The organism is Paraeggerthella sp. LCP19S3_G8, from assembly GCF_052119225.1.
Taxonomy (GTDB): Bacteria; Actinomycetota; Coriobacteriia; order Coriobacteriales; family Eggerthellaceae; genus Paraeggerthella; species Paraeggerthella hominis.
On the sequence record NZ_JBQKFQ010000001.1, the window covers coordinates 387,773 to 412,855 of the forward strand.

A 25,083-nucleotide genomic window follows, 5' to 3' on the forward strand; every position below is an offset into this window, starting at 1 on the left:
AAGCCGGGTCTCCCGGCTCCTTACGTATGCGCTGACGTGCGCGCACGATGAAAAGGAATGACATGGAAGAAAACAAGCCGCGCGCGCAACGCGGAAATGGACGTGCGCGCAAAACCGAACAGGACCAAGCCGGCAATCCCCAGCAAGGGCAGTCGGGCGAGAAGACGCGTTCGTACAAGCACGTGAAGCTGGACCGGCGGCGTCCGCAGCTCTCGAAGGAAGGCGTCGGCAATCGCCGCGCGCCCGGTTCCGGAAACCAGAGCTCGCGACGCAACTTCTCGTCGCCCAAGAAAGACGGCTCCGCAACGCTCAAGATCATCCCGCTGGGAGGCCTTGATGCCATCGGCAAGAACATGACGGCCTTCGAATGCAAGGGCGACATGATACTCGACGACGCCGGCCTGATGTTTCCCGACGACAACCATCCGGGCGTGGATCTGATCCTGCCCGATTACACGTACGTTCTGCAAAATGCCGAGAAGCTTCGCGGCATCATCATCACGCACGGTCACGAGGACCACACCGGCACGCTGCCGTACCTCATGAAAGACCTTGACCGCCAGGTGCCCATCTACGGCACGAAGATGACGCTGGGCCTGATCGAAGGCAAGTTCGCTGAGCATAAGATCAAGAACGCGAAGCTCGTGGAGATCAAGCCGGGCGACCAGGTGAAGCTCGGTTGCTTCACCGCCGAGTTCTTTGCCGTGAACCACTCCATCCCCGGAGCGGTGGGCGTGTTCTTCCAGAGTCCGGCCGGCAACGTGCTGCACACGGGCGACTTCAAGCTGGATCAAACGCCCATCGACGGCGTGACCACCGACTTCGCCGCGCTCTCGAAGTTCAGCGGCATCGGCGTGGACCTCATGATGAGCGACTCGACCAATGCCCAGAACCCGAACTTCACCCCCTCCGAAGCCGAAGTGGGCAAAGAACTGGCGAAGATCATCTCCCAGGCGAAGGGGCGCGTCATCATCGCGTCGTTCGCCAGCCACATCCACCGCATGCAGCAGATCTGCGACGCGGCCGTGGCGAACGGGCGCAAGGTGGTGGTAACGGGCCGTTCGATGATCCAAAACACCGACATCGCCCGTCGCTTGGGCTACCTGGACATCAGCGACACCGACATCGTGGACGCCTACGACCTCAAGGGCATCCCGGCCGACCAGGTGGTCATCATGTGCACGGGCAGCCAGGGCGAGCCGCTTTCGGCGCTGGCGCGCATCGCCAACGGCGACCATCGCACCATCTCCATCGACGAGGGGGACACCGTCATCGTGTCCGCCACGCCGGTGCCCGGCAACGAGAAGGCGGTGACGCGCGTTATCAACTCCCTGGCGAAGATCGGCGCCGACGTGTACGACAAGAGCCGTGCGCGAGTCCACGTGTCCGGTCATGCGGGAGCTGAGGAGCTCAAGCTGGTGCTGTCCATCGTGCAGCCCAAGGCGTTCATGCCGGTGCACGGCGAAGCCACGCACCTGCGCGCGCATGCGCGTTTGGCCGAGGCTACGGGCGTGCCCGCCGAGAACGTGTTCATCTGCGAAAACGGAGAAAGCCTCGAGCTGACCTCGCGCGGCGTCCGTCGCGGCGAGATCGTGCAGTCGGGCATCGTGTTCGTCGACGGCCTGTCGGTGGGGGATACCTCCCAGGGCGTGCTCGACGAGCGCAGCGCGCTGGCGGCTCAAGGATTCGCCGCCGTGGCTGCGGCGGTTTCCGGGAAGAAGAAGTCCGTGGCGGGAGCGGTGCAAGTCGAGATGCACGGCATCACGGGCGGAGATGACGACTACCTGGTCCGCGAAGCCCAGACTACAGTGAAGAACGCCATCGGGCGCGCGCTTTCCAAGGATGGCGGCGTTAAAGAGATCAAGAAGGCCGCGCGCGACGCGCTCCTTTCGCTGCTGTGGGAGCGCACGAAGACGCGCCCCATGGTAATTGTAAATTTGCTGGAGGTTTAAGCTATAATGGCCGCATGTGCCTTGGGTGCATGCGGCCCTCGCCGACGAAAAACGAACTCATCAAACGTAGATCAAATGCAGCACGAAGGAGCGGGGCGTGGCCCGGAACTCATCAACCACATCGAAATCTAAGGCAGCGACCTCGAAGTCCAAGGGACGTGCCGCTTCGCCCGCGGAGAAGCGCGGCGGCAAGAACTCTTCGAGCCGCGCGAAGGCGGCGGCCGACGAGCAGCGCTTGTTCGACGATCGCGTGCGCCGCGACATCACCGGCGTCGCGTTCGCCATCGCGGGCATCGTCTTGTTCGTGACGGCCGTTCTGCCCTCCGACGCGGTGGTGACCTCGTTCGTTTCGAGCGCGTTGCATCTGCTACTGGGCCTGGGCGCCTACATCCTGCCGTTTTTCCTGCTGGTCGTAGGGGCAAGCTTTCTAGCTCGGTTCGAGCGCGAGCGCGTTCCCCTGCGGGTGACGGTGGGACTGGTCATGATATTCGTGGCAGTGCTCGTGCTGCTTGCCCTGTTCACGCCCGAATCGGCTCCTGATGCCGTCGATCGCCTGTTCGTCGAGGCCGAGCTCGTTTCGCGCGGCGGATACGTGGGCGCCGGCATCGCCTGGGTCGGCCTTCGTCTGTTCGGCCAGGTCATATCGTGCATTATCATGCTCGGCGTCATCTTGGCCGGGCTGATCGTCATCGGCTTCTCCCTTTCCAAGCTCATCGAGCGCGTGCAGGACGCGCGCGCAGCAGCAGCGGGGGAGGGCGGCGACGACGTGCTGGCTGCACCGCCCTTCGCGCGCGTCAAGCGTTCGGCAAGCTCGAAGATCCCCGTCGTTCCCACGATGGGCGACGCATTCTCGCAAGGGGCCACCAACGTGCTGCCCAAGGGCAAGAAAGCCGAAAAGGAGCGGTCCTCGAAGGCTCGTCGCGGCTCGCAGTCCCTGGCCACTCAGGCCATCGGTCGCGTAGAACCCGCCGCCGATACGGCAGGGGAGGCTCCTCAGACGCTTACGCGCAAGCTCGGCCGTAAGCACGAACGCGAGGCCGACGCCTCCGCATCCATGCCGAAGCCCTCGTCGGGTTCGAGCACGCCGTTGGCCGCTCCGCGCCCTGAAGACGGCTTCGAGCTTCCTCCCATGAGCCTGCTGGCCACGTCCAAGAACGCGAAGAAGGACGTCGCGTCGGATGTCGAGCTGAAGGAGACGGCGGCCTGCCTGCAGGAATCGCTCGAGAGCTTCCAGATATTCGCGGAAGTGGTGGGCTGGGTGGCCGGACCTACCGTCACGCTGTTCAAGGTCGACCTGCCCGCCGGCGTGCGCGTGAGCCGCATCACGGCGCTCGAAGACGACATCGCGCTTGCGCTGGCCGCGCCGGGCGTGCGCATCTTCGCGCCCATTCCCGGGACGAACTACGTGGGCATCGAGGTTCCGAACCGAACCCGCCAAAGCGTGCTTTTGGGCGACGTGATCAAGGACGCGCCTGCCGGGCCGCTCCAGATCGTGATCGGCAAGGACGTGGAAGGACGCTCCATCGTGTCCGACCTGGCCAAGATGCCGCACCTGCTTATCGGCGGCACCACGGGTTCGGGCAAATCGGTGTCCATCAACGCGATGATCATGTCCATCCTCATGCGCGCCACGCCGTCCGAAGTGCGCTTCATCATGATCGACCCTAAGCGCGTGGAGTTCACGCCCTACAACGGCATTCCCCATCTGTACGTGCCCGTGGTGACCGAGCCGCGCGAGGCGGCCAGCGCCCTGTCGTGGGGCGTGGCGGAAATGGAACGCCGCCTCAAGGTGTTCTCGAAGGTGGGCGCGCGCAATATCGGGCAGTACAACGCCAAGGTGCAAGCGGCGCAGGCCGAGGCCGAGCGCGCGGCGGACGCCGGAGAAGAGCCTCCCGCCAACGACCTGGGCGGCGAACTGCCTTACATCGTGATCATCATCGACGAGCTTGCCGACCTCATGATGAACGTGGGCAAAGAGGTGGAATTCTCCATCAGCCGCATCGCGCAGCTGGCGCGCGCGGCGGGTATCCACCTGATCGTGGCCACGCAGCGTCCGTCCACGAACGTAGTCACGGGCCTCATCAAGGCGAACATCACGAACCGTATCGCGTTCAATGTGGCGTCGGGCATCGACAGCCGCGTGGTGCTGGACACGCCCGGAGCCGAGAACCTGATCGGCTTGGGCGACCTTTTGCTGTCGAAGCCCGAGTACGCCAAGCCCCAGCGAATCCAAGGCTGCTACGTCTCGGAGGACGAGATCAACGCCGTGGTGGACATGCTCAAAGAACAGGGCGAGCCCGAGTACCATTCCGAGATCCTGCAAACGAACCTCATCACCTTGGGCGCTTCGCAGCCCGACGGCAGCGGCGGTTCGGGGCTTTCGGACGATCCGCTCATCTGGGAGGCCGCAGACATCGTGGTGTCGAGCGGCCTGGGATCCACGTCGAACATCCAGCGCCGTCTCAAGGTGGGTTATTCGCGCGCTGGCCGTATAATGGACATGCTGGAGGAAAAAGGCGTCGTGGGGCCGCCGAACGGCAGCAAGCCCCGCGAAGTGCTGGTAGACGCCATGGAGCTCGAAACGCTGAAGGCGTTCGAAGCGAACGACGCGTCGGGTCCGGAGGAGTAACAGGATGGCTCAGGTTAATTTCGGGATGATTCTGCGCGAGGCGCGCGAGCGCAAAGGCTACGATCTGGCCACGGCCGCGCGCCGGCTGCGCATCAGGCCCGACATCTTGCGTGCGATCGAGGAGAACGACTTCTCGCGCATGCCTCCGCGCGGTTACGCGCGCAACATGGTGAACGCTTACGCGCGCCTCGTGGGGCTCAATCCCACCGAAATGACGCGCATGTACCTGGACGAGGCGTACGCTTATCAGGTAGGACGCGTGCGCACCGAGACGAAAACCGGCGCACGCTTCGACATGGGCGCGGCGTCGCGCCGCGCAGGAAGCTCGTCGGGCAGCGGTAACGGACCGGTCCGCCCGCGCGAGCGCGCAGCCCAGCAAGAGGCCGAACGCCCGCCGCGCCAGAACGCGCTCGGGCGCACGATGTACGACGATCGCCGCGAATACGTGCGCGATTACGGTTCGCGCGCCGGCGCGCCTGGGCGTCTGTACTCAGAGGATCGCACGCATCCGAGCAGGCACGCGGCGCTTCCGAACGGGCACTACACGAATTTCTACGCCGGCCCCAAGGCCCCCAATGCCGTGCAATCGAAGCTTCCTTTCATCATTGCGGGCGGCGTCATCCTGATTCTGCTGGTCCTGGTTCTCGTGCTGGCGTTCGGCGGCAAGGGGGGCAGCACCGACGACGCGCCGAAGGTTCCCATTACCGGCGTGACGGACACGACGCAAAGCGGAGAGGGATCGAACGGCGGGCAGGAAACGGCGCCGCCGCAAGAGGCGAAGCCGGTGGAAACCGCTCCCACGAAGGTGACCGTCGAGTACAAGGTTGCAACCGGGAAGGAAGTGTACGCGGTCATAACGGCTGACGGGACCCAAACGCCCCAGATGATCACCGGTCCAGTAACCGAAACCGTCGACGTTACGGGCACGTGGAGCTTTGCCACCTGGGTCGTCGACGCGGTGACCATCACGGTGGACGGCAAGGCCGTGAGCTTCGACGGCAAGGATGCGTCCGGCATGCCGCAGTGCACGGTGGATTTCCAGGCGTACCTCGAGCAATGGAAGGCCGACCATCCCGACGCTGCGTCGACCGGCTCGAGCACGTCGACGGGCACCGGGTCGAACAGCAGCACGGCAACCGGCGCGACGGGATCTACGGGCGCCTCCACCGAATAAACGAACAAGCACCTGCAGAAATGCGGTATGCTGTCATGATGCGAACGCTCAAGCGGCCTGCGCTCTTGCAGGCCGCGTTGTACGGAAAGGACGGTCTCCATGGCCAAGGAATCTAGCTTCGACGTCGTCTCCACGGTTGATATGCAGGAGGTCGACAACGCCTTTCAACAGGCGAAGAAGGAACTTGCGCAGCGCTACGACCTGAAGGACTCGGGTGCCGAGATCACGCTTGACAAGGCGAACAAGACCATGACGGTTGCGGCTCCTGCCGACTTCGTGGCCAAGCAGGTCATTGACGTGATCGCGTCCAAGATCATTCGTCGCGGCATCGACCTAGGCGCGATCAAGTGGGCCGATCCGGAGGCTGCCGCCGGACAGAGCGTACGCCAGAAGGGCACTATCGTCGAAGGCATCGACAAAGAGACCGCCAGCAAGATCAACAAGGATATCAAGGCCGAGAAGTTCAAGGTGAAGGTGCAGATCGAGGGCGACAAGCTGCGCGTGAGCTCCGCATCCCGCGATGCTTTGCAGGAGGTCATCGCCTTCCTTAAAGAGAAGGACTACGGCCAGCCCCTTCAGTACGTCAACTACCGCTAAGGACGGCAGCCCTATCATGATGTCAGCAACAAAGCCGAACGCCGCGGTTCCCGCCGTGGCGTTCGTTACGCTCGGGTGCGCGAAAAACGAGGTCGACACGGCGCACATGAAAGCGCGCCTTGCAGAAGCAGGGTTCGCGCTGGAGGACGACCCTGCCGCCGCGGACGCCGTCGTGGTCAATACGTGCTCGTTCATCCAAAGCGCTACCGAGGAAAGCCTCGAGGCCGTGTTCGATGTAGCGGGCCTTCCCAATGTGGCCGAGGGAGCCGCGCTCATCGTTGCCGGATGCATGCCGGCGCGCTATGGCGACGACCTTGCAGGCGAGCTGACCGAAGCGCGCGCGTTCGTTCCGTGCAGCCGCGAGGACGACATCGCGCAGGTTCTCGTGGACGCGCTCGGCCTTGGCGAAGAACCCGCTGTATCGGATCGCTTCGATACGGTGGAAGCCGCCTGCGCGAAGCAAACGGCCCCGACGAGCGTCTCGGCTTACGTGAAGATATCCGATGGGTGCGACCGATTCTGCAGTTTCTGCACCATTCCGTACATCCGCGGTCGGTACCACAGCTTCGCGTACGAGGACGTGCGCGCCGAGGTAGCCGGGCTGGTTACCGGGGGCGTTCGCGAGATCGTGCTGATCGCTCAGGACACTGGCAGATGGGGGACGGATCTCGACGAGCCCTCTTCTCTCGCATGGCTGGTTTCCGCTTTGGCCGAAGAGTTTTCTCATACTTGGTTCCGCGTGATGTATATCCAGCCGCAAGGGCTGACCGATCAGCTGCTCGATGCGGTAGCCTCGCACGAAAACGTGTGCGACTACTTCGACATCCCGTTGCAGCACGTCGATCCCTCCATCTTGCGCGCGATGAATCGTTCGGGCTCGCGCGCCGAGTTCGAGGCGCTTGCGAACCGCGTGAGGACGCGCATTCCCCATGCCACGCTGCGCACTACCTTGATAGCCGGGTTCCCCGGAGAAACCGACGATCAGTTCGAGGATCTGTGCGATTTCGTGGAAGAGGGCCTGTTCGATTACGTGGGCGTCTTCCCGTATTCGCGCGAAGAGGGCACGAAGGCCTATGATTTGCCCGATCAGGTGGATGAAGACGAGAAGGCCGACCGCGCGCAGCGCTTGCGCGACCTTGCGGACGCGGTATGCTGTCCGCGCATAGCCGCCCGCGTGGGGCTTGAATTGGACGTGCTTGTGGAGGGCGTGGAAGAGGACGGGCAGTTGTTCGGCCGCGCCATGTGCCAAGCTCCCGAGGTGGACGGCGTCACGTACGTGGAGGCGGGCGAGCCGGGGCAGATCAAGCGCGTGAAAATCACGGACACGCTGCTGTACGAGATGGAGGGGGAGTAGTCCCATGGCCAGCTCAAGCCAGATGAAGCCCACGCCGACCGACAAGCTGTGGACGCCGGCGAACATCGTGACGCTTGTGCGCATCTGCCTGGTGCCCCTGTTCGTCGTAGCATTGCTCAGCCCCTGGCCGCAGTGGTTCGGCCTGCCGCAGGTGGCGGACGACTCCAAGAGCCTCATCGCTGCCGGCATATTCATTCTGATCTCATGCACCGACTGGCTTGACGGCTACCTGGCCCGCAGCCGGGGGGAAGTCACCGATTTCGGAAAGTTCATGGATCCGCTGGCAGACAAGATCCTTGTTGCGGCGGCCCTGCTGGCGCTCATCGAGCTGGGAGCCCTGCCCAGCTGGGTGGTGCTCGTCATCTTGGCTCGCGAGTTCATCGTTTCGGGCGTGCGCATGGTGGCGGCCAGCGAGGGCGTGGTTATCGCTGCCAGCTGGTACGGCAAAGCGAAAACCGTTTCGCAGATGGTGGCTATCGTGCTGTTCACCATCAAGGACAGCTACATGGTGGGCAGCGTGCACGCTGCGTTCTCGGACTGGATGTGGATGATCAGCTGGCTCGTCATGATCGTGGCGCTCGTGCTGACCATCGTGTCCATGCTGGACTACATCGACAAAGCGCGTCACCTGATCGGACTGAAGCCCAAGGAGCCGAAGCGGAAGCGTCGGGGATCGAAGGATGCGCGCGCGGTGGCGTCCGAACCGGCGTCGCCTGCTGCGCCCGCAGAGAGCCGGGTCCTTTCCGATGCGGATCTTGCCGAGATAGCCCCCGAGGCGCTCGAGGCCCTTGCTTCCACCGTGCTTTCCGCGGCGCGCGCGGCTGGAAAGACCATCGGAACGGCGGAAAGCCTGACGGGCGGGCTGATCGCCGCTACGCTTACGCAGATCCCGGGCAGTTCCGATGTAATGCGCGGAAGCGTGGTCAGTTACGCGACCGAGGTCAAAAGCCTGGTGCTTGCGGTGGATCCCGACACGATCGCCGCGCATGGCGTAGTGAGCGAGCAAACCGCGAAGGCCATGGCTCAAGGTGCGTGCACAGAGCTTCGCTGCGACGTGGCGGTGGCTGTGACGGGCATAGCCGGTCCGGGGGGAGCGGAGCCAGGCAAACCGGTGGGGACGGTATGGCTCGGCTGCGCTGACGGCTGCGGTACGGTCGAAGCGGAGACGCGCTGCTTTGCCGGCACGCGCGAGCAAGTGCGGCTCCAAACGGTGCGCGCTGCGCTCCAGGTCATGCAGCATGCGCTGGAAAGCCGCTAGAGCGACGATAGGTTTCTGCTAGATTCGCGTGGCGCTTCAGCAAGATTCGACGCAGGTCCCCGATAGAACCATGTTGGAAACCCGCTTGATTCGAAAAGGATCGAGCGGGTTTTTGGCTGTACGCGCGTCATGATTCAGCTAGAAAGGGCTTCTATACTTGAATTGCGGACTTGCCGATAAAAATGCTTGACCGACAAACAGATGTTCGTATAATAGGAGAAGTCGAAAAGCGGCGCTTTGGCGCACCTGCGGAAAGAGAAGGAAGCGCATGAACGAAGAAAAATCGAAGATGCTCAAGCTGACCACCGATCAGATCGAGACCAAGTTCGGAAAAGGCTCCATCATGAAGTTCGGCGAAAGCGACCAGAGCCTCAATATTGGCGCTATACCCACAGGCTCGCTTCCTCTTGATGCCGCATTGGGCATCGGAGGGGTGCCGCGCGGGCGCATCGTGGAGGTCTACGGTCCTGAATCGAGCGGCAAGACGACGCTTGCGCTTCAGGTGCTTGCCGAAGCGCAAGCGCTCGGCGGCATCGTCGCTTTCATCGACGCCGAACATGCGCTCGATCCGGTGTACGCGGCGCGTCTCGGCGTCGACATCGACGAAGTTCTTATATCCCAGCCCGATACCGGCGAGCAGGCGCTTGAAATCTGCGACATGCTGGTGCGAAGCGGCGCCATCGATTGCATCGTCATCGACTCCGTGGCGGCTCTTGTGCCCAAGGCCGAGATCGAAGGCGAGATCGGCGATACTACGGTGGGCTTGCAGGCGCGCCTTATGTCTCAAGCGCTTCGCAAGCTGGCAGGCTCGCTCTCCAAGTCGAACACCACGTGCATCTTCATCAACCAGCTGCGCGAGAAGATCGGCGTCATGTTCGGCAATCCCGAAACCACGACCGGCGGACGGGCGCTCAAGTTCTTCTCGAGCGTGCGCATCGACATCCGACGCATCGACTCCATCAAAAAAGACGGCGAGATCGTGGGCAACCGCGTGCGCGCGAAAGTCGTGAAGAACAAGGTGGCGCCGCCGTTTCGCCAGGCTGAATTCGATCTCATGTACGGCGAGGGCATTTCTCGCGAAGGCTGCATCGTCGATATGGCGGTAGAGGCCGGCGTCGCGAAAAAGTCCGGTGCATGGTACACCTACGGCGAAGAGCGCTTGGGGCAGGGCCGCGAAGCCGCGAAGCAGACGCTTAGGGAGAACCCCGATCTGCGCGACGAACTGGAGAACAAGGTGCGCGAGGCGTTCGATATCCCCATTATCACGCGAACGGCAGAAGAGGCGGACGTTCTCTCTCCGGTAGCGAAGCCCAAGGGAAAGAAGTAGCGCGTCATGTCGCATAGCTCCGACGACGTGAAAGCCCTCTTGCGGGCGAATATCGCTGCGATCGAATCGGGAGAACGGTCGTCGTTGCCCGGTGCGCGTCAGGCAACGAGCTCCGAGCGAAAAGCACGACCCGTCTCGTGCGAGAGCGTTTCCGTCGGCCGGGATAAAGAAGGGCCGGACGATTCGCCTGAGCGCGCGTTTCGCAAGATCGAGCGCCTTGCCTGCGCGCGCGAACAGGCAAGCGAGGCTTTGCGCCGACGTTTAGTGCGCGAGGGATTTTGCGAGGATGCCGTCGAGGAAGCGGTGGCGCGCGCCCAGGCATGCGGTCTTGTCGACGATCTTCGCTATGCCGACGTGCTCGTCCGAAGCCGTCTTTCGCAGGGCAAGGGGCGCCGCGGCATCGTCGCCGAGCTCGAGGATCTTGGCATTGCCGTCGACGAAGTCGCGTCGTTGTCCGAAGGGCAGGGGGTCGGCGACGATGCGTCGGAGATCTCGCGCGCCATCGCTTTGCTCGAGCGGAAGCCCCCTCGGTCGAAGAACGCTCGAGAGGCGGCGTATAGAAAACTCGTCCAGAAGGGCTACGGCTCATCGGTCGCTTCCTCAGCCGCCCGTCAATGGCATGAATCCCTTTGCTCGGCGCAGTTCGACCGGATAGGGTAAGGCCGGGCGTCGGACGTGCAAGCCGTCCGGCGCCTCCGTTTTGCCGACCCTGTTCGTGAAGGTGCGTTTCGCCTTGTCGTTTCCGAATATTTCTTGTCGAGGGCTTTTACAAATCGCATACAAGCCTTATTATGTATAGAAGCTTGGGTGAAACGTACCTGATGAGGGTACTTCTTATAGACAAATTCATACGATGCTTCCCGTATCGCGTGCGTTCGCTCATGCCCGGTTTTGCCGGGATTTTTTATGCCTACGAGTACTTTGAAACACACTGACAGAATGCGAAACGAAAGGGGGGAGCGTATGCCTGAAATCATCTGGCTCGTTGTCGGAGCCGCAGCTGGCATCGCCCTCGGATTCGTCATCACGCGTTTTCTCGTCAATGCGTCCACTAAGCGTGCGGCGCAAGAAGCGGAATCCGTGGTGACCGATGCGAAACGACAGGCGGAGACGTTGCGCCGAGAAGCAATCGTCGAGGCGAAGGACGAAGCGCTTCGGCTCAAGCAGGAAGCGCAAGTTGAAAGCAAGGAGCGCATGCGCGAGGTGCGCGCCGCCGAGAACCGTATATCCCAGCGTGAGGAATCGCTCGACCGTCGCGTGGAGTCGCTTGATTCGCGCGAACATCAGATCTCGTCGATGCAAGGGCAGCTCGATCGCCGCGAACGCGATCTGTCCGAGGCAGAGCAGGAGATCAACCACCGTCTAGAGCGCGTGGCAGGCATGAGCCCTGACGAGGCGAAAGCCGAGCTGCTCGATACGCTGAAGGACGAGGTCACGCATGCCTCTGCAGCCATCATTCGCGATGCTGAAGCGCGCGCGAAGGCCGAGGCCGACAAGAAGGCGCGTTCGATCCTGAGCCTGGCAATCCAGCGCGTTGCGGCCGACCATACCGCTGAAACCACGGTATCGACCATCCATATTCCGTCGGATGACCTGAAGGGCCGCATCATCGGCCGCGAAGGTCGCAACATTCGCTCGTTCGAGCAGCTGACGGGCACGAACCTCATCATCGACGACACCCCTGAGTGCGTGACGATCTCCTGCTTCGATCCGGTGCGCCGCGAGATCGGTCGCGTCACGATGGAGAACCTTGTTGCGGACGGCCGCATCCATCCGGCTCGTATCGAGGAGATGTTCGGCAAGGCCGAGGCGTTCGTGAACCAACGCGTCCAGGAGGCCGGCGAACAAGCTGCGTTCGATACGGGAATTCACGACCTGCATCCTGAGCTCGTGCGGACGCTCGGTCGTTTGCGGTACCGCACCTCTTACGGGCAGAATGTGCTCAACCATTCGCTCGAAGTCGCGTACCTGTCGGGCGTCATGGCTTCGGAGTTGGGACTCGATCCCATTCCGGCCAAGCGCGCCGGCTTGCTGCACGACTTGGGAAAGGCCGTTGACCACGAGGTCGAGGGAAGCCATGCCGTGATCGGCGCCGACCTTGCTCGCCGTTTCGGCGAAAAGGGCGATATCGTGCATGCTATCGAGGCTCACCACAACGACGTGGAGCCTTCGAGCGTGCTTGCGGTTCTGGTTCAGGCTGCAGACGCGGTATCCGCCGCACGCCCCGGTGCGCGCAAGGAGACGCTTGACGCCTATATCAAGCGTCTTGAGAAACTTGAGGAAATCGCGAATTCGTACAAGGGCGTCGAGCGCACCTACGCAATCCAAGCGGGTCGCGAAGTACGCGTCATGGTGGAACCCGAAGCGGTGGACGAAGCGGCTACCACGGTGCTCGCCCACGATATCGCGCAGCGCATCGAAAACGAGATGCAGTACCCCGGCCAGGTGAAGGTCGTGGTCATTCGCGAGAGCCGTGCGGTCGGCATCGCGAAGTAAGGCGGATCTGTTGTGAAGCACGACTCTCTCGAGAGCTTCATCGAGGACGTCTGCGGCGAAAGCCATCTCCGGGTCGAAACCGACCTCGGGGATGGCTTCGTCCGTTTGAGGAGCGCAGAAGCCGAGCGGCGCCAAGCTGCGCACGACATACGGTCAACGGAAGACATCGTTATCGAGATGTTGAGAAACGCACGCGATGCTCATGCGCGCAGTATCTTCCTTGCGGTTACCCGCGAGGATCGGCGGCGGAAACTGGTCATGATCGACGATGGAGACGGCGTTCCCCCTTCCATGCACGAGCGCATCTTCGAGCCGCGCGTTACCTCGAAGCTCGACACTATGTCCATGGATAAATGGGGCGTCCACGGACGCGGCATGGCTTTGTACTCTATTGCCGTCAATTCCGAGTCTGCGTACGTAGCAGCTTCGGATTCGGGCAAAGGGTCTTCGCTGTACGTCGAGACGAATCTGGACAAGGTGGGGGAGAAGACCGATCAGTCGAGTTTCCCCACGTTCGAGCGAAATGAATCGGGGAACGTGGTCGTACGCGGTCCTAAAAACATACTGCGTACGGCATGCGAGTTCGCCATTGAAAGCAGAACAAGCTGCACGGTGTACCTGGGATCCGCTACGGACGTGGCCGCCACGCTGTACGCCTTCGGGCTTGCTTCGCTGACCTCGTCGGCAAGGGCGTTTTGCAAAGAGCCATCCCGCCTTCCTGTCAGCAAGCGGTTGTCGGTGTGCGCCGACCCCGCTTCGTTCGCACAGGAAGCGGCTCGATTGGGCCTTGAATTGTCCGAGCGAAGCGCGCGGCGCATCATGGACGGAGAAATAGCCCCGTTATCGCCGCTTATCGATCGAATTCGCATTGAGGCTGTTGCAGAACCCGACAACACCCCGACGGCTCCGCGCAACGTGCGCGATCATGCAGCTGCAAAGGATGCGCGCGGCTTGAAAATCGCCACCGAGGATTTGGAGATCTTCTCGAAGCGCGTTGCCGCAGCTTTCGAAGACGTGGCGCGCGATTACTACCTCGAATCGGGGGTAAGCCCGGAGGTTCGCGTTGGGAAGGACTGCATTCGTATCACCATTCCTATTGCCAAGTTGCGATAACGCCTAGATGCCCTGATCGCTTCGAGTTCTCCATGGTTTCGGTATACCCGCAGGTTGCACGCCATAGATCGAATGGGTAGAATGTTGAATGCATAAACATTGCAGGCTGAGCGAAGCATATTTATCGAACTAAACGCACGCGTAACGGACCAAACGAAAAAGGATATGCATGTCCACTACAGAGCATAAGCCAGACGTCGGCTGCCTGAAGGTGTCGTCGAAATCGTCGCCCGCTTCCGTAGCGGGTGCCATCGCCGGCATGGTGAAGGACGGCGTTTCCGTCGAGATTCAAGCTGTGGGAGCGGGAGCCGTCAATCAGGCGGTCAAAGCCATCGCTATTTCTCGAGGGTTTCTGTCGCCTATTGGAATCGAAATCGCTTGCGTCCCTTCGTTCGCCGACATCGTAATCGACGGCGAGTACCGCACCGCAATCCGATTCGCGGTAGATCCTCGCTATACGCGCGGCGTCGGAGCTTCCGTTTCCGACGAGCGTCGCGACTCCCTTTCCGACCTCTAAGATAGACGAGCCTATGCAAACTCCCTTTATGAACTTGACGTTCTGCATCCGTACGTTCGGATGCCAAATGAACAAGCATGATTCCGAGCGTATTGCCGGGATGCTCGAGGGCTTAGGGGCCCTCATGGTGGATTCCATCGAGGATGCGGACATCGTCGCGTTCATGACGTGCTGCGTTCGCGAAGCGGCCGATACGCGCCTGTACGGCCAAGTCGCCTCGCTCAAGAATATCCCGCTGCGCGAAGGCACGCCGCTTTCCAAACGCGTTGTGGCCGTTGGAGGCTGCATCGGCCAGCGCGACGGCGAGAAGCTTACCGAAGAACTGCCTCATCTTGATGTGGTGTTCGGAACGCACAATCTAGGATCGCTGCCACGCCTTTTGCAAGCAGCTATAGAAGAGGGCGGCCATCAGGTGGAAGTGCTCGATGCGGCCTCTTCGTTTCCGACCGAGCTGCCCACGGCGCGCGAGCACGAATGGGCGGCCTGGCTTCCCATCACCATCGGCTGCAACAACTTCTGCTCTTACTGCATCGTGCCGTACGTGCGCGGGCGGGAGAAGTCGCGTCCGCTCGAGGACATCGTCAGCGAAGCCGAGCGGTATGTGGCTGCCGGCGTAAAAGAGATCACGCTGTTGGGTCAAAACGTAAATTCGTACGGTCGCGATCTGTATGGATCGCCTCGTTTCGCGCAGGTGCTCGATGCGCTCGACGCAACGGGAATCGAGCGGCTCCGCTTTGCCACGAGCCATCCGAAGGATTTGACCGACGAGGTGATCGCGAAATTCGGTTCGCTACGCTCTCTTATGCCTGCTTTGCATCTTCCGGTTCAGTCCGGGTCCGATGCCGTCTTAGCTGCGATGAATCGTCGCTACACGCGCGAGCACTACCGGGGCCTTATCGCCAAACTGCGCGACGCCTGCCCCGATATTGCGCTGTCGACCGACATCATCGTAGGCTTTCCGGGAGAGACCGCCAAGGATTTCGAAGATACCTACCGATTGCTTGACGAGGTGGGCTACCACCAGGTGTTCACGTTCATCTATTCGAAGCGCGAAGGCACGCCTGCCGCTTCCATGGACGATAGCACCCCGCGCGAGGTTATCCAGCAGCGTTTCGATCGCTTGGTGGACCTTGTGCAGGACAAGGCGTTCGAGGCGAATCAGAAAGACCTGGGAGCTACGGTGGATGTGCTGGTAGAGGGCGGATCGAAGCGCGACGAAACCCTTCTGACGGGCAAGAGCCCGAAGAACCAAACCGTTCACGCAGCTGTTCCTGCAGGGCTTTCGGTGAAGAGCCTGACCGGCCAAACGGTACGCGTGCGCATCGACGAAGCGAAAACGTGGTATCTGGCAGGCGAGGTTGTAGACGGTGTTTAGCCTTTCGGCCCCCGTTGTATGCGTCGTAGGTCCCACGGCATCGGGCAAGACTGCGCTTGCGCAAGCGCTTGCTTTCGAATTGAACGGCGAAGTGGTCAGCGCCGATTCGATGCAAGTGTATCGCGGTATGGACATCGGCACGGGAAAGCTCCCTGTTCGGGATCGCATCGTGGCCCACCACGGATTCGACTTGGTCGACCCGGGCGAGCCTTATTCGGCGGCGTTGTTCCAGGCGTATGCGCGAGATTGTTTTCTTGACGTCGACGCGCGCGGACGAAGAAGCGTGCTCTGCGGCGGTACGGGGTTTTATGTGCGCGCAGCGATAGACGATTACGATTTTCCCAAAGGCGAGCAGGTCGGCAATCTTGTACGAGATCGTTGCAATCGCATTGCGCAGGAACAAGGCCTTGAAGCTCTATGGAATCTTCTTGCGGATCGCGACAAGGAGAGCGCCGCTTTGATTCCGCCTGCCGACGTGAAGCGCGTTGCTCGTGCCTTCGAACTTCTCGAGGACGGTACGACGTATGCCAAACAGCGCGCCAAACTTGCGCAGTTGCCGCAATGCGTTCCCGCCGTGTTCGTGGGGTTGGCGGTCGATCCCGATGTTCTTCGCGCTCGGATCGACGCACGTGTCGACCAGATGATCGAAGACGGCTTGGTCGACGAAGTGAAGCATCTGCTCCAAAAAGGGTTCAGAAACGGAATCACGGCTCCGCAGGCTATCGGGTACAAAGAGATCGTTGCCGCGCTTGACGGTGAAACTACCATGGAGGAAGCGATTCTCAGTATCAAAACGGCAACGCACCGGTACGCTAAGCGACAACGTACCTGGTTTCGCAAAGATACGCGCATCCGCTGGATCGATGCAAACGCTCCCGATGTGCGTGCGATGCTGCGCGCGTCTTTAGCGGTTCTCGAAGAAGCTCAACCGCTTGCAAGCGGTTGTTGAAGATAGCGATGTTCTCTGGGAAGGATGGCTTGATGTCCGATTTCGAAGCAGTGATTACGCGCGGCATGACGCCTACTGCCGAAGTACGGCGCGAACGGGCCGTTCTTGTGGGGGTCGACCGACCCGGAACCGCATGGCCCTTAGCCTCGTCGCTTGCAGAACTCGAGCGGTTGGTAGATACGGCGGGAGCCGACGTCGTCGCCAGCACGACGCAAAAGCTCGAGGCGCCGAATCCTCGCACCTTCGTAGGCACGGGCAAAGCCGAGGAAGTTGCCGAGCTCGCACGCGCCCATGCTGCGGACCTCGTCGTTTTCGACGATGAACTGACGCCTTCTCAGCAGGCGAATCTGGAGAAGGTGGTAGGGCGCGATGTGAAGGTCATCGACAGAACGGCCCTTATCCTGGACATCTTCGCCTTGCATGCAACCAGCAAGGAAGGTCGTCTGCAGGTGCGGCTGGCTCAAAACCAGTACTTGCTACCTCGCCTGCGCGGCATGTGGGCCCACTTGGCATCGAACCGCATGGGCGGCGGTGTGGGATCGCGCTTCGGCGAAGGCGAGAGCCAGCTCGAAGTCGACCGGCGCATGGTTCGCAAGCGAATCACTTCGATCAAGCGCGAGCTCAAGCATCTTTCTGAGGTGCGTGCAGTGCAGCGTGAAAGTCGCTACGAGAGCGGCATGTTCAAGGTGGCGTTGGCGGGCTATACGAATGCGGGTAAATCGAGCTTGCTCAATCGTCTGACGAAGGCCGATGTGATTGCGTACGACAAGTTATTCGCAACGCTGGACTCCACGACGCGCAAGTTCGAGCTTCCTGAAGGCCGGGAAATAACCATCACCGATACGGTCGGGTTCATTCAAAAGCTTCCGACGACGCTTGTCGAGGCGTTCAAATCGACGCTTGACGAGATTACGGGCGCGGATTTGGTACTGCATGTAGTGGACGCTTCTTCAGAGGAATACCAAGGTCAGATAGATGCCGTCGATGCCATTCTGGGTCAAATTGGCGCTCAAGATCTTCAGCGCATTCTCGTGTTCAATAAATGCGACCTGCTTGACCAGGAGCATCAACATGCGCTCGAGACGCGTCATGCTCAGGCTCGGTTCGTTTCCGCCGAAACAGGGGAGGGGATCGCAGGGCTGATCGAGCATATTGCGCGCGTTGCTTCCGCGCATGACGATCACCTGAGCGTGTTGCTGCCGTACCACCGAGGGGATCTTGTTTCGCTTGCGCACGAGCGTTGCCATATTCTATCGGAGACCCACGAAGAGCAGGGAACGAAAATCACCATGCTGGCATCGCCTTCGTTTTCCGGATTGTTCGCGCCGTTCGTTTGCGAAGAATAAAACGACGGGCAGTCTCCAGGTCGCGTGCTTGCTGCATCATGCGAATCCTTGCTAACCGCATCGCAGCACACGAGAAGATCTGCACGTCAGGCCCATGTTAGAGCAACTCTAACATGGGCCTGAAATCGTTTCGCCACCATAAGGGAGTGCGTCTCTCTCGAAAAACCGCTTATGCTTAAAGACGGCGAAACACTGCGACTACTTTGCCCGCGATGGAGCAATCGCGGGTGATGATGGGATCCATGGAGGAGTTCTCCGGTTGCAGCCGAATATGATCCTGCTCTTTAAAGAAGCGCTTGACAGTTGCACCGTCGTCGATAATCGCCACGACGATATCCCCGTTGTTCGCAACGGGTTGCTCTTTCACTACAACATAGTCACCGTCGTTGATCCCGGCTTCAATCATGCTCTCCCCGCGAACCGATAGAAGGAACGAGGGAGAATCCCCCACTATATCGGTCGGGAGAGAGATGGTGTCGGTAATGTTCTCTTCCGCAAGGATGGGAGAGCCTGCTGCAACGTTTCCGACCAGCGGAACGTTCACGATCTTGCTGAAACTCGGCTGTACGACGTTCGTCGCAAGCGCAGCATCTTCAAGGGGATAGGTAAGCGCTATAGAACGGGATTTGAGCGGGTCGCGCTTGATAAGCCCCTTGTCTTCAAGCGCTTTCAAGTGAACGTGCACTGTGGAAGGGGAGGAGAGCCCCAAGCTTTGGCAAACCTCGCGCACGGTAGGGCCGTACCCCTTTTCGCGAATGCACTCTTCAATGCAATCAAGTACAGCTTGTTGGCGCTTCGTCACTTTTTCGGACATACTCCATCCTTTCCTAAAAGCGAACAAATGTTTTGATTTTATGTTGACATGAACCTTTGTTCGCTCTATTATATACGCGAACAAAGGTTCTACGCAAGAGCAAGGAGGCAGAAAGATGAGGAATTTCGAGGTGCGCTACCCGACTGACGGCACGTCTGCTTTGCAACCCGAGTTTCATAGCTGCTCGGTAAAAAACGCGCGCATATTTTCGTTCCCGAATCATGCGGCCTCTTCTGATGGCTTTGAAGTTCGATCGATTTCTGCCTCCCGCCCAGGATCATGCGGTACGCTCCAAGGCTTTGTTCGGACTTTACGGCAGGGCAATTGTCGCGGACGGGCTTATGATCGCTTTAATACGGGGCAGGCTGTTGCGGGTGGAATCGTTCTTACGGCTTGTTCTTTTGCCGGCGTGCTCTTGAGCTTGTAACTGAGACGGTTTTCAAGCGGTGCATGTGATTGCACAGTGGAGGCGTTGGTTTTCTTGCAGTGATCAAAGAACGCGATTGAACCACTATATGTAGTATGTTAGGCTAGGGCAAATTCGAGAGAAGGAGTCCAGCCTATGCGTTGCCCAGCCTGTGGAAATCCTGAATCGAAGGTTGTCGATTCCCGACCTTCCGAAGACGGCACGGCTATACGGCGCCGTCGCGAATGTCTTGATTGCGGCCGACGATTCACCACGTACGAACGACTAGGCGACAACCCCTTGCTCATAATCAAAACGGACGGATCGTCCGAAGCTTACGACCGCCAGAAGCTCATGCGAGGCTTGCTTATGGCATGCGCGAAAAGACCTATATCGCCTGAGCAAATCGGATCGCTTATCGACAGCATAGAGAGCGAGCTCCGCAACGCCTCCAAGAGCGAGATTAAATCGAAAGAACTAGGCGATATGGCGCTTGTCCGTCTAGCTAAGCTTGACGATGTGGCTTACGTTCGCTTTGCGAGCGTGTACAAGGACTTTCAGAACGTCGAAGAATTCTCGGCTGCACTTGAAGGGTTGCGATACCATGACTGACCTTACAATACCGGTAAAACAGCTCGATCCCAGTTTACCCGTACCCGCGTATGCCTACGCAGGCGATGCGGGAGTTGATTTGCGCGCAACCTGCGATGGTGTGCTGCAACCTTTTGAACGAAAGCTTGTTCCTTGCGGCCTTGCGATGGCAATACCGCAAGGCTACGCGGGCTTCGTCCTTCCGCGAAGCGGGCTGGCCATTAAGCACGGCATTTCCCTGGTGAATGCACCCGGTTTGATCGACAGCAACTATCGAGGGGAGATAAAGGCGGTTCTCGTGAATCTCGATCCCCAAACCCCGTTTGAAATCAAGCGCGGCGATCGTATTGCTCAGTTGGTTGTCATGAAGGTTCCGGACATCGCTTTCGAGTCGGCCGATGAGCTTCCTGAGAGCAGCAGGGGCGCGGGTGGTTTCGGCAGCAGCGGAGTGCGTTCGTAAGACAATACGATCAACTTAGAGTAACTCTAAGTACTCTAATTCTTGGCTGAATAGACTAGGACACGAACGAAAGGGATCCGACGTGAGCGGCGTGCCATGTTACAGCATAAGCGACGTTGTCGACACGACGGGTATTTCTGCATTTACGATTCGCTATTACGATAAGTGCGGCTTCTTTCCAGATCTCGCGCGTGATCATCGTGGTGTGCGTTCGTTTTCACAGGCTGACATCACGCAATTGCTGTTTGTAGATGCATTGAGAAAAAGCGGGCTTTCAATCGAGGGTATTCAGTACTTCGTGAAGCTGCAGAAACGCGGCGCTGCGACGCAGGCTGAATGCTTGGAGATCGTCAGAGACCAGGAAACCGTCCTCGAGTACCAGATCAGTGAATTGAAGGAAAGCTTGAAGCGCTTGCATGCAGCGAGTATGGAGTTGTCGGCAAGCGATTCGAGTCAATAGCGCACCATGGTATAGTCTGATAACAGGTCATCGAAAATCATTGCGATTTCCATGGCCTAGGAGTCGCGAAAGGGCAATATAGGGCCTTAGAACGGCTCTCAGAGCGTCGTTTACAAAAAGCCTGGTCAGAGGCATGAAATAGAGGGTACTTATGGCAGATGAAGAAAACAAAGCTCCTGAAGCGCCTCCAGCGCCGAAAAGCAACCGAGAAGAAAAGTATCAGCCTCCGACTGGTCCGCGGATATCGATTGCGCCTCCGCCGTTTCAGCCGAACATGCAGGATTATCGAGAACTGAAATCTTCCCAGACGCTGATCATGGTCGCAAATATCGCCGGACCCGTTTCGTTGTTCATCGGCGGTGTCTTATTGAGCGGCACGGGGCTTATATGCGGAATAATCGGTTACAGAAAACTGAGCGCGCTTGCAAAGAAGCAGACCGAAGTTGCTGCCGTTGCATCTCGCTTAAGGCGGTCGAGCGTTGTGGGCATGGTTATCTGCGGCGTCGCGCTCGTCCTCAATGCGGTTTCTCTATACTTCCTGCTTCCTGAAGTCATGCAATTGGTCGAAAGCGGCGACTACACTGGGATTGCAGCCGATGTCGGAAGCGGAGCTGCTGGTCCTAGCACGACGTGGGGCTAAAGTCGCGTATTCGCAACCGGTCTGTTTTGCATGCCGACGGCAATCGTATGCATAAAGCATCACGAAACCGTCGGCATGTTTTCTTTAAAGTAGCTAATGGGTTTACGAACCATGCTTTCCATCAGCCCCTTTATCACTCCCCTTCATACGCTTTCTAATTTATTGATAACATGTCTTATGTAAAGTAACACTCATAAAAAATTCGGGGTGATAACTACCCCGATAAACCCGTTCCATTGTCAATTGACGGCGCGAATCCCCCTACGTTTGTCCCGGCCCCCTGCCAGAACTGCTACGCTTCGCATGATACCATACAGCCCGCAGCGGCAAGGGCAGCCGACCGGCGGGTTCCTTGCCGCTGCGGGAACACAGCGCCGTCAAGCGCTTACGCTACATCATCCTCTCGAAAACCAGGTTGCATACCGTTCTGTCGCCGCCGCCGAATCCAGCAGAAGCCGCCGTGGACTGGGCGAAGGTGTGCAGGCGATATCCTTGCGCATATTGCTGATTGCAAATTTCCTCGATTTCCGTGAAGTTTTTCGATCCTTTGCCGACGAACTTCTCCCTCAGCACCACCTGCATAACGCGGTATTGCCCTCCGTTGAAGTTGGTCTTTCCTGCTTCGTCATTGAAGTTGTCCATAAAGTCCATGGCCGCACTCCCCCACTCGTCGTCGAGCGCACCCGCTAAAGTACGCTACCCCTGATCAAAACACTGTCTTTCATCAGTATAGACCCTCTTCAAACACGCAATGATCGTCAGGAGAGGAAACTTGCCGGAAAGGAGCTCCCCGGGGAGGCGATGCGCCGCAAGCCCTACCCTTCTAGCCCCGAGTCTCTTCCTCCATTCGACGCTTCAACTCTTCGACTAGCAGAAACCGTCGCGTTTTTCCCGTTGCAGTATGAGGAATCTCGTCCACGAACTCCAAGCGCACGGGAAGCAGGTGCTCGTGCGCCTCTTGAGCGCGCATGTAGTCCCGCACTTCCGCAAGCGTTGCGCACCTGCCGTTCTCCGAGACCGCGAAGAGGCATACCACTTCGCCCAGACGTTCGTCTGGCATTCCGATCGCCGCATGATCGCCGATGCCGGGACAACCGTCGACAAGATGGTCCACCTCGACTGCGCTGATGTTCTCGCCGCCGCGGATGATAATTTCCTTTTTCCGTCCGTTGATGCGTATTCGACCCTGTTCATCCTGGTAGCACAGGTCGCCGCTGTAGAACCACCCCTCATCGTCAAGCGCCTTGTCAGTGCGTTCGGGATCTCCCAGGTAGCCGACAAACTGATGCGGTCCGCGCGAAGCCTCTTCCCCCTGCGTTCCCCGCGGAACCTCGTTGCGATGCTCGTCCACCACGCGCACCTCGATCCCCGGATACGGAATTCCCGACCAGCTTCCATTCCAAGCAAGACAATTCGCAGGTGGCACGTATACGTGCGGGCAGCTTTCGGTCGAACCGTACACCTCGCAGAGCAGCACCCCGTGCTTCCATGCGCGCTGGACAAGAGAACCGGGGACCGGGGCGCCACCGCAAAGGAACAGCTCAAGAGATTCGAGTTTTTTGCCGGTCCGGTCAAGCTCGTTCAGCAGGTCGAATATGAAGGGCGTCGCCCCCATGGACCACGTGCACCGCTCCGCATTAACCAAGTCAACGGCTTCTTCGACATCAAATCGCTCCTGCAGCACGGCGCGCCCGCCCATGATCATCGGAGAAAGCAGTCCGTGGAAGAACCCCGTAGCATGATTGAGCGGCGACGGCATGTACATCACATCTTGCTTCGTCCTTCCGGCACCCGCAATGAACGAGGTTTCGGAAAACAGGATGTTGTTGTGCGTGAGCATGGCCGCCTTCGGTTTTCCCGTAGAGCCGGACGTTGAGAGAATGCAGGCCACGTCGTCAGAAGATACCTCAGGCCGACCGGGAGTCCGTCCGACGTCTTGAAGAACGGCGGACAGAGCCGTGCCCCGTTGCACAGGAGCAAGACGATCGACGAACAGCAAGCAACACAGCGAAGGAACCTCGTGCCGGGCATCGAGCGCCAACGACTCGAAATCAGTGGATTCGAACAACGTGGGGCCTATGTAAGCCCTCGATGCAACTTGGTTCATGTTCTGAACGACGCTGCGTCTCCGGCGATCAATGGAAAGCGGATGCATAACCGCCCCCGCTTTCAGGCAGGCAACGTAGACGATGCAGAACTCTGCCCAGGTGGGCATCTGGAACGAAACGACGTCACCGGGCTCTATCCCCTGATCGATCAGCCAAAAGGCAAGCTTCGAAGCGGATTCGTCCACTTCGCCGTACGTAAAACTGGAACCCTTGCTGTCGGTAACGTACGTATCAGACCAGCAAGCTGCCGCCTGCGCTTCCCATACATCCAGGATGGTCTTTTCAGTCCACAGCCCCTCGCGATAGTACCGCGACTTCCGATTCTCGTTGATTCTTGCTTCGGTGATCATGACGCCCCTTTCATGAAAGCCCTGGTATCATCCTAGCGTTCCATGAACGGGGAATCACCGGTCAAACGCGTGGCTTCGCGCGGTCCGCCACCTGGCTGAATGGTTCGTCTGAGCGGTCCGCTGGTCTGGACTGATCTGCTGAAACAAGGTATCCTTCCTGATAGAGGCCGAAAAGGGCGGCCTATGAAGGAGGGGTAGCATGAAGATCAGGAACGTGTTTGTCGCGTGTGCGGCTGCAATGCTCATGGCGTTTGGGGCGGTTGCGCTCACGGGATGCGGACCCAGCGACGAGGAGATCATTCGCGAAGGGGTCACCGAGCAGCTCGAAGCCATCAAAACGCTCGATCCCGCTTTACTCGATGAACTTGCCACGGGCGCAGGCACGACGGAAATGGCCGCATACGGGATAGATCCGAAGGAGTTCGTCACATCGTATCTGGCAGGTTTCGACTATCGCGTTGACGGCATAACAGTGGATGGCGACAAAGCCCAGGCCAGCGTGGTTCTCACCTGCAAGAACCTCAAGGAATTCGAGAAGGGATTCGCGGAAGCGACCCAGGCGCTCGCTTCCGATGAGACCGTTGCCAACATGACCGAAGCCGAGATCACCTCGAAGATCGGACAAATCATCATGGATACGCTCGGGGCTCTTCAGCCAGCCGAAACGGCGCCCATCACCATCGGATACGAACTCAAAGATGACACCTGGATGCCTGATGCCAATGCCGAGCAGGCTGTTTCAAACGCGCTTTTCGGCAACTAAACGCAGGTTGAGGCCACTCGATGCGCGCTACGGTTCGGCTACCGCTTGGCAACCGAACGCGTTTCACGTTGCAGACGGCCATGCCTTAAGCGTATTCTGCGCCTAGGGCTTTAGCGGGCACGCAAGGAGGATGCAATGGGATACGTCATAGGCCTGTTATGCTTTATGGGGGCCGTAATGTGCGCTTCACTCGTTCGGCGCCTTGCATAACGGCAAAAGCTCGATCAAGGAAAGCGGGTTGCGAAAGCAGCCCGCTTTTTGCATTGCCGAAGCGGCTATCGGCTATAGCTTAGAGTAACTCTAAGCTATAGCATGTCAACAGGCGGCACGGATCCGCTTCGACGTCCGCAGCTGCGACAAGCTGCTTCAAAGCGGAATCGTTCCGGATATCGCATCTCGCTCGT

The 25,083-nt window shown here is 59.5% G+C and carries 23 protein-coding genes; 20 read left to right on the forward strand and 3 right to left on the reverse strand.

Features of this window, described 5'->3' with window-relative positions:
• Positions 1–62 precede the first annotated feature (62 nt).
• The 14 genes from ACTQZK_RS01805 (at position 63) to hflX (ending at position 18,087) form a co-directional block, all read left to right on the forward strand.
• The gene (locus ACTQZK_RS01805; protein WP_441898182.1) at positions 63–1,952 is read left to right on the forward strand and encodes a ribonuclease J; all 1,890 of its coding nucleotides are present in this window, start codon (positions 63–65) and stop codon (positions 1,950–1,952) included.
• A 97-nt stretch (positions 1,953–2,049) separates the two neighbouring features.
• On the forward strand, positions 2,050–4,581 hold the full coding sequence (locus ACTQZK_RS01810; RefSeq protein ID WP_225749184.1) for an FtsK/SpoIIIE family DNA translocase: 2,532 nt from the start codon (positions 2,050–2,052) through the stop codon (positions 4,579–4,581).
• A 4-nt stretch (positions 4,582–4,585) separates the two neighbouring features.
• Complete coding sequence (locus ACTQZK_RS01815) at positions 4,586–5,755, forward strand: helix-turn-helix domain-containing protein (protein WP_441898184.1); 1,170 nt, start codon at positions 4,586–4,588, stop codon at positions 5,753–5,755.
• A gap of 99 nt (positions 5,756–5,854) precedes the next feature.
• On the forward strand, positions 5,855–6,352 hold the full coding sequence (locus ACTQZK_RS01820) for a YajQ family cyclic di-GMP-binding protein (RefSeq protein ID WP_114566108.1): 498 nt from the start codon (positions 5,855–5,857) through the stop codon (positions 6,350–6,352).
• A gap of 16 nt (positions 6,353–6,368) precedes the next feature.
• Positions 6,369–7,706, forward strand: coding sequence for a 30S ribosomal protein S12 methylthiotransferase RimO (rimO, locus tag ACTQZK_RS01825; protein WP_441898187.1), 1,338 nt, complete (start codon positions 6,369–6,371; stop codon positions 7,704–7,706).
• A gap of 4 nt (positions 7,707–7,710) precedes the next feature.
• Positions 7,711–8,964, forward strand: a complete 1,254-nt coding sequence (gene pgsA, locus ACTQZK_RS01830) for a CDP-diacylglycerol--glycerol-3-phosphate 3-phosphatidyltransferase (RefSeq protein ID WP_441898189.1) — start codon at positions 7,711–7,713, stop codon at positions 8,962–8,964.
• A gap of 268 nt (positions 8,965–9,232) precedes the next feature.
• Positions 9,233–10,291: a recombinase RecA gene (recA, locus tag ACTQZK_RS01835; protein ID WP_114566106.1), complete on the forward strand. Its 1,059-nt coding sequence runs from the start codon at positions 9,233–9,235 to the stop codon at positions 10,289–10,291.
• A gap of 6 nt (positions 10,292–10,297) precedes the next feature.
• Positions 10,298–10,951, forward strand: coding sequence for a regulatory protein RecX (locus ACTQZK_RS01840; protein WP_441898191.1), 654 nt, complete (start codon positions 10,298–10,300; stop codon positions 10,949–10,951).
• A gap of 303 nt (positions 10,952–11,254) precedes the next feature.
• Positions 11,255–12,787, forward strand: coding sequence for a ribonuclease Y (gene rny / locus ACTQZK_RS01845; protein ID WP_114566104.1), 1,533 nt, complete (start codon positions 11,255–11,257; stop codon positions 12,785–12,787).
• 12 nt (positions 12,788–12,799) lie between these two features.
• Positions 12,800–13,900, forward strand: a complete 1,101-nt coding sequence (locus ACTQZK_RS01850; RefSeq protein WP_441898193.1) for an ATP-binding protein — start codon at positions 12,800–12,802, stop codon at positions 13,898–13,900.
• A 169-nt stretch (positions 13,901–14,069) separates the two neighbouring features.
• The gene (locus ACTQZK_RS01855; protein WP_216528519.1) at positions 14,070–14,417 is read left to right on the forward strand and encodes a stage V sporulation protein S; all 348 of its coding nucleotides are present in this window, start codon (positions 14,070–14,072) and stop codon (positions 14,415–14,417) included.
• Between the two features lie 13 nt (positions 14,418–14,430).
• Positions 14,431–15,792, forward strand: coding sequence for a tRNA (N6-isopentenyl adenosine(37)-C2)-methylthiotransferase MiaB (gene miaB / locus ACTQZK_RS01860; RefSeq protein ID WP_441898195.1), 1,362 nt, complete (start codon positions 14,431–14,433; stop codon positions 15,790–15,792).
• Positions 15,785–16,741: a tRNA (adenosine(37)-N6)-dimethylallyltransferase MiaA gene (miaA, locus tag ACTQZK_RS01865; protein ID WP_216528517.1), complete on the forward strand. Its 957-nt coding sequence runs from the start codon at positions 15,785–15,787 to the stop codon at positions 16,739–16,741. Before miaB ends, miaA begins: the two co-directional genes overlap by 8 nt.
• A gap of 32 nt (positions 16,742–16,773) precedes the next feature.
• Positions 16,774–18,087: a GTPase HflX gene (hflX, locus tag ACTQZK_RS01870; protein ID WP_441898198.1), complete on the forward strand. Its 1,314-nt coding sequence runs from the start codon at positions 16,774–16,776 to the stop codon at positions 18,085–18,087.
• Between the two features lie 175 nt (positions 18,088–18,262).
• On the opposite strand, the gene lexA is transcribed toward hflX, so the two are convergent.
• Positions 18,263–18,901, reverse strand: coding sequence for a transcriptional repressor LexA (lexA, locus tag ACTQZK_RS01875; RefSeq protein WP_114566098.1), 639 nt, complete (start codon positions 18,899–18,901; stop codon positions 18,263–18,265).
• Between the two features lie 115 nt (positions 18,902–19,016).
• Here lexA and ACTQZK_RS01880 point away from each other — a divergent pair, with 115 nt between their 5' ends.
• The 5 genes from ACTQZK_RS01880 to ACTQZK_RS01900 all read left to right on the forward strand — a co-directional run bounded on the left by ACTQZK_RS01880 (position 19,017) and on the right by ACTQZK_RS01900 (position 21,458).
• Positions 19,017–19,328, forward strand: a complete 312-nt coding sequence (locus ACTQZK_RS01880; RefSeq protein WP_147269849.1) for a hypothetical protein — start codon at positions 19,017–19,019, stop codon at positions 19,326–19,328.
• 135 nt (positions 19,329–19,463) lie between these two features.
• Positions 19,464–19,919, forward strand: coding sequence for a transcriptional regulator NrdR (gene nrdR / locus ACTQZK_RS01885; RefSeq protein WP_114566097.1), 456 nt, complete (start codon positions 19,464–19,466; stop codon positions 19,917–19,919).
• Positions 19,912–20,358: a dUTP diphosphatase gene (dut, locus tag ACTQZK_RS01890; protein ID WP_441898200.1), complete on the forward strand. Its 447-nt coding sequence runs from the start codon at positions 19,912–19,914 to the stop codon at positions 20,356–20,358. The genes nrdR and dut overlap by 8 nt, the downstream gene beginning before the upstream one ends.
• 82 nt (positions 20,359–20,440) lie before the next feature.
• Complete coding sequence (locus ACTQZK_RS01895) at positions 20,441–20,818, forward strand: MerR family transcriptional regulator (protein WP_441898202.1); 378 nt, start codon at positions 20,441–20,443, stop codon at positions 20,816–20,818.
• 151 nt (positions 20,819–20,969) lie between these two features.
• Positions 20,970–21,458: a hypothetical protein gene (locus ACTQZK_RS01900; RefSeq protein WP_231088150.1), complete on the forward strand. Its 489-nt coding sequence runs from the start codon at positions 20,970–20,972 to the stop codon at positions 21,456–21,458.
• Between the two features lie 390 nt (positions 21,459–21,848).
• Here the strand turns inward: ACTQZK_RS01900 and ACTQZK_RS01905 are convergent, their stop codons facing one another.
• Positions 21,849–22,109, reverse strand: a complete 261-nt coding sequence (locus ACTQZK_RS01905) for a hypothetical protein (RefSeq protein ID WP_441898204.1) — start codon at positions 22,107–22,109, stop codon at positions 21,849–21,851.
• Between the two features lie 172 nt (positions 22,110–22,281).
• Positions 22,282–23,916 (reverse strand): medium-chain fatty-acid--CoA ligase, encoded by a 1,635-nt coding sequence (gene fadK, locus ACTQZK_RS01910; protein WP_441898206.1) that lies wholly within the window; start codon positions 23,914–23,916, stop codon positions 22,282–22,284.
• Positions 23,917–24,115: 199 nt separating this feature from the next.
• Between fadK and ACTQZK_RS01915 the strand changes: the two genes are divergently transcribed.
• Positions 24,116–24,679 (forward strand): hypothetical protein, encoded by a 564-nt coding sequence (locus tag ACTQZK_RS01915; protein WP_428421525.1) that lies wholly within the window; start codon positions 24,116–24,118, stop codon positions 24,677–24,679.
• The last annotated feature ends 404 nt before the right edge of the window (positions 24,680–25,083 follow it).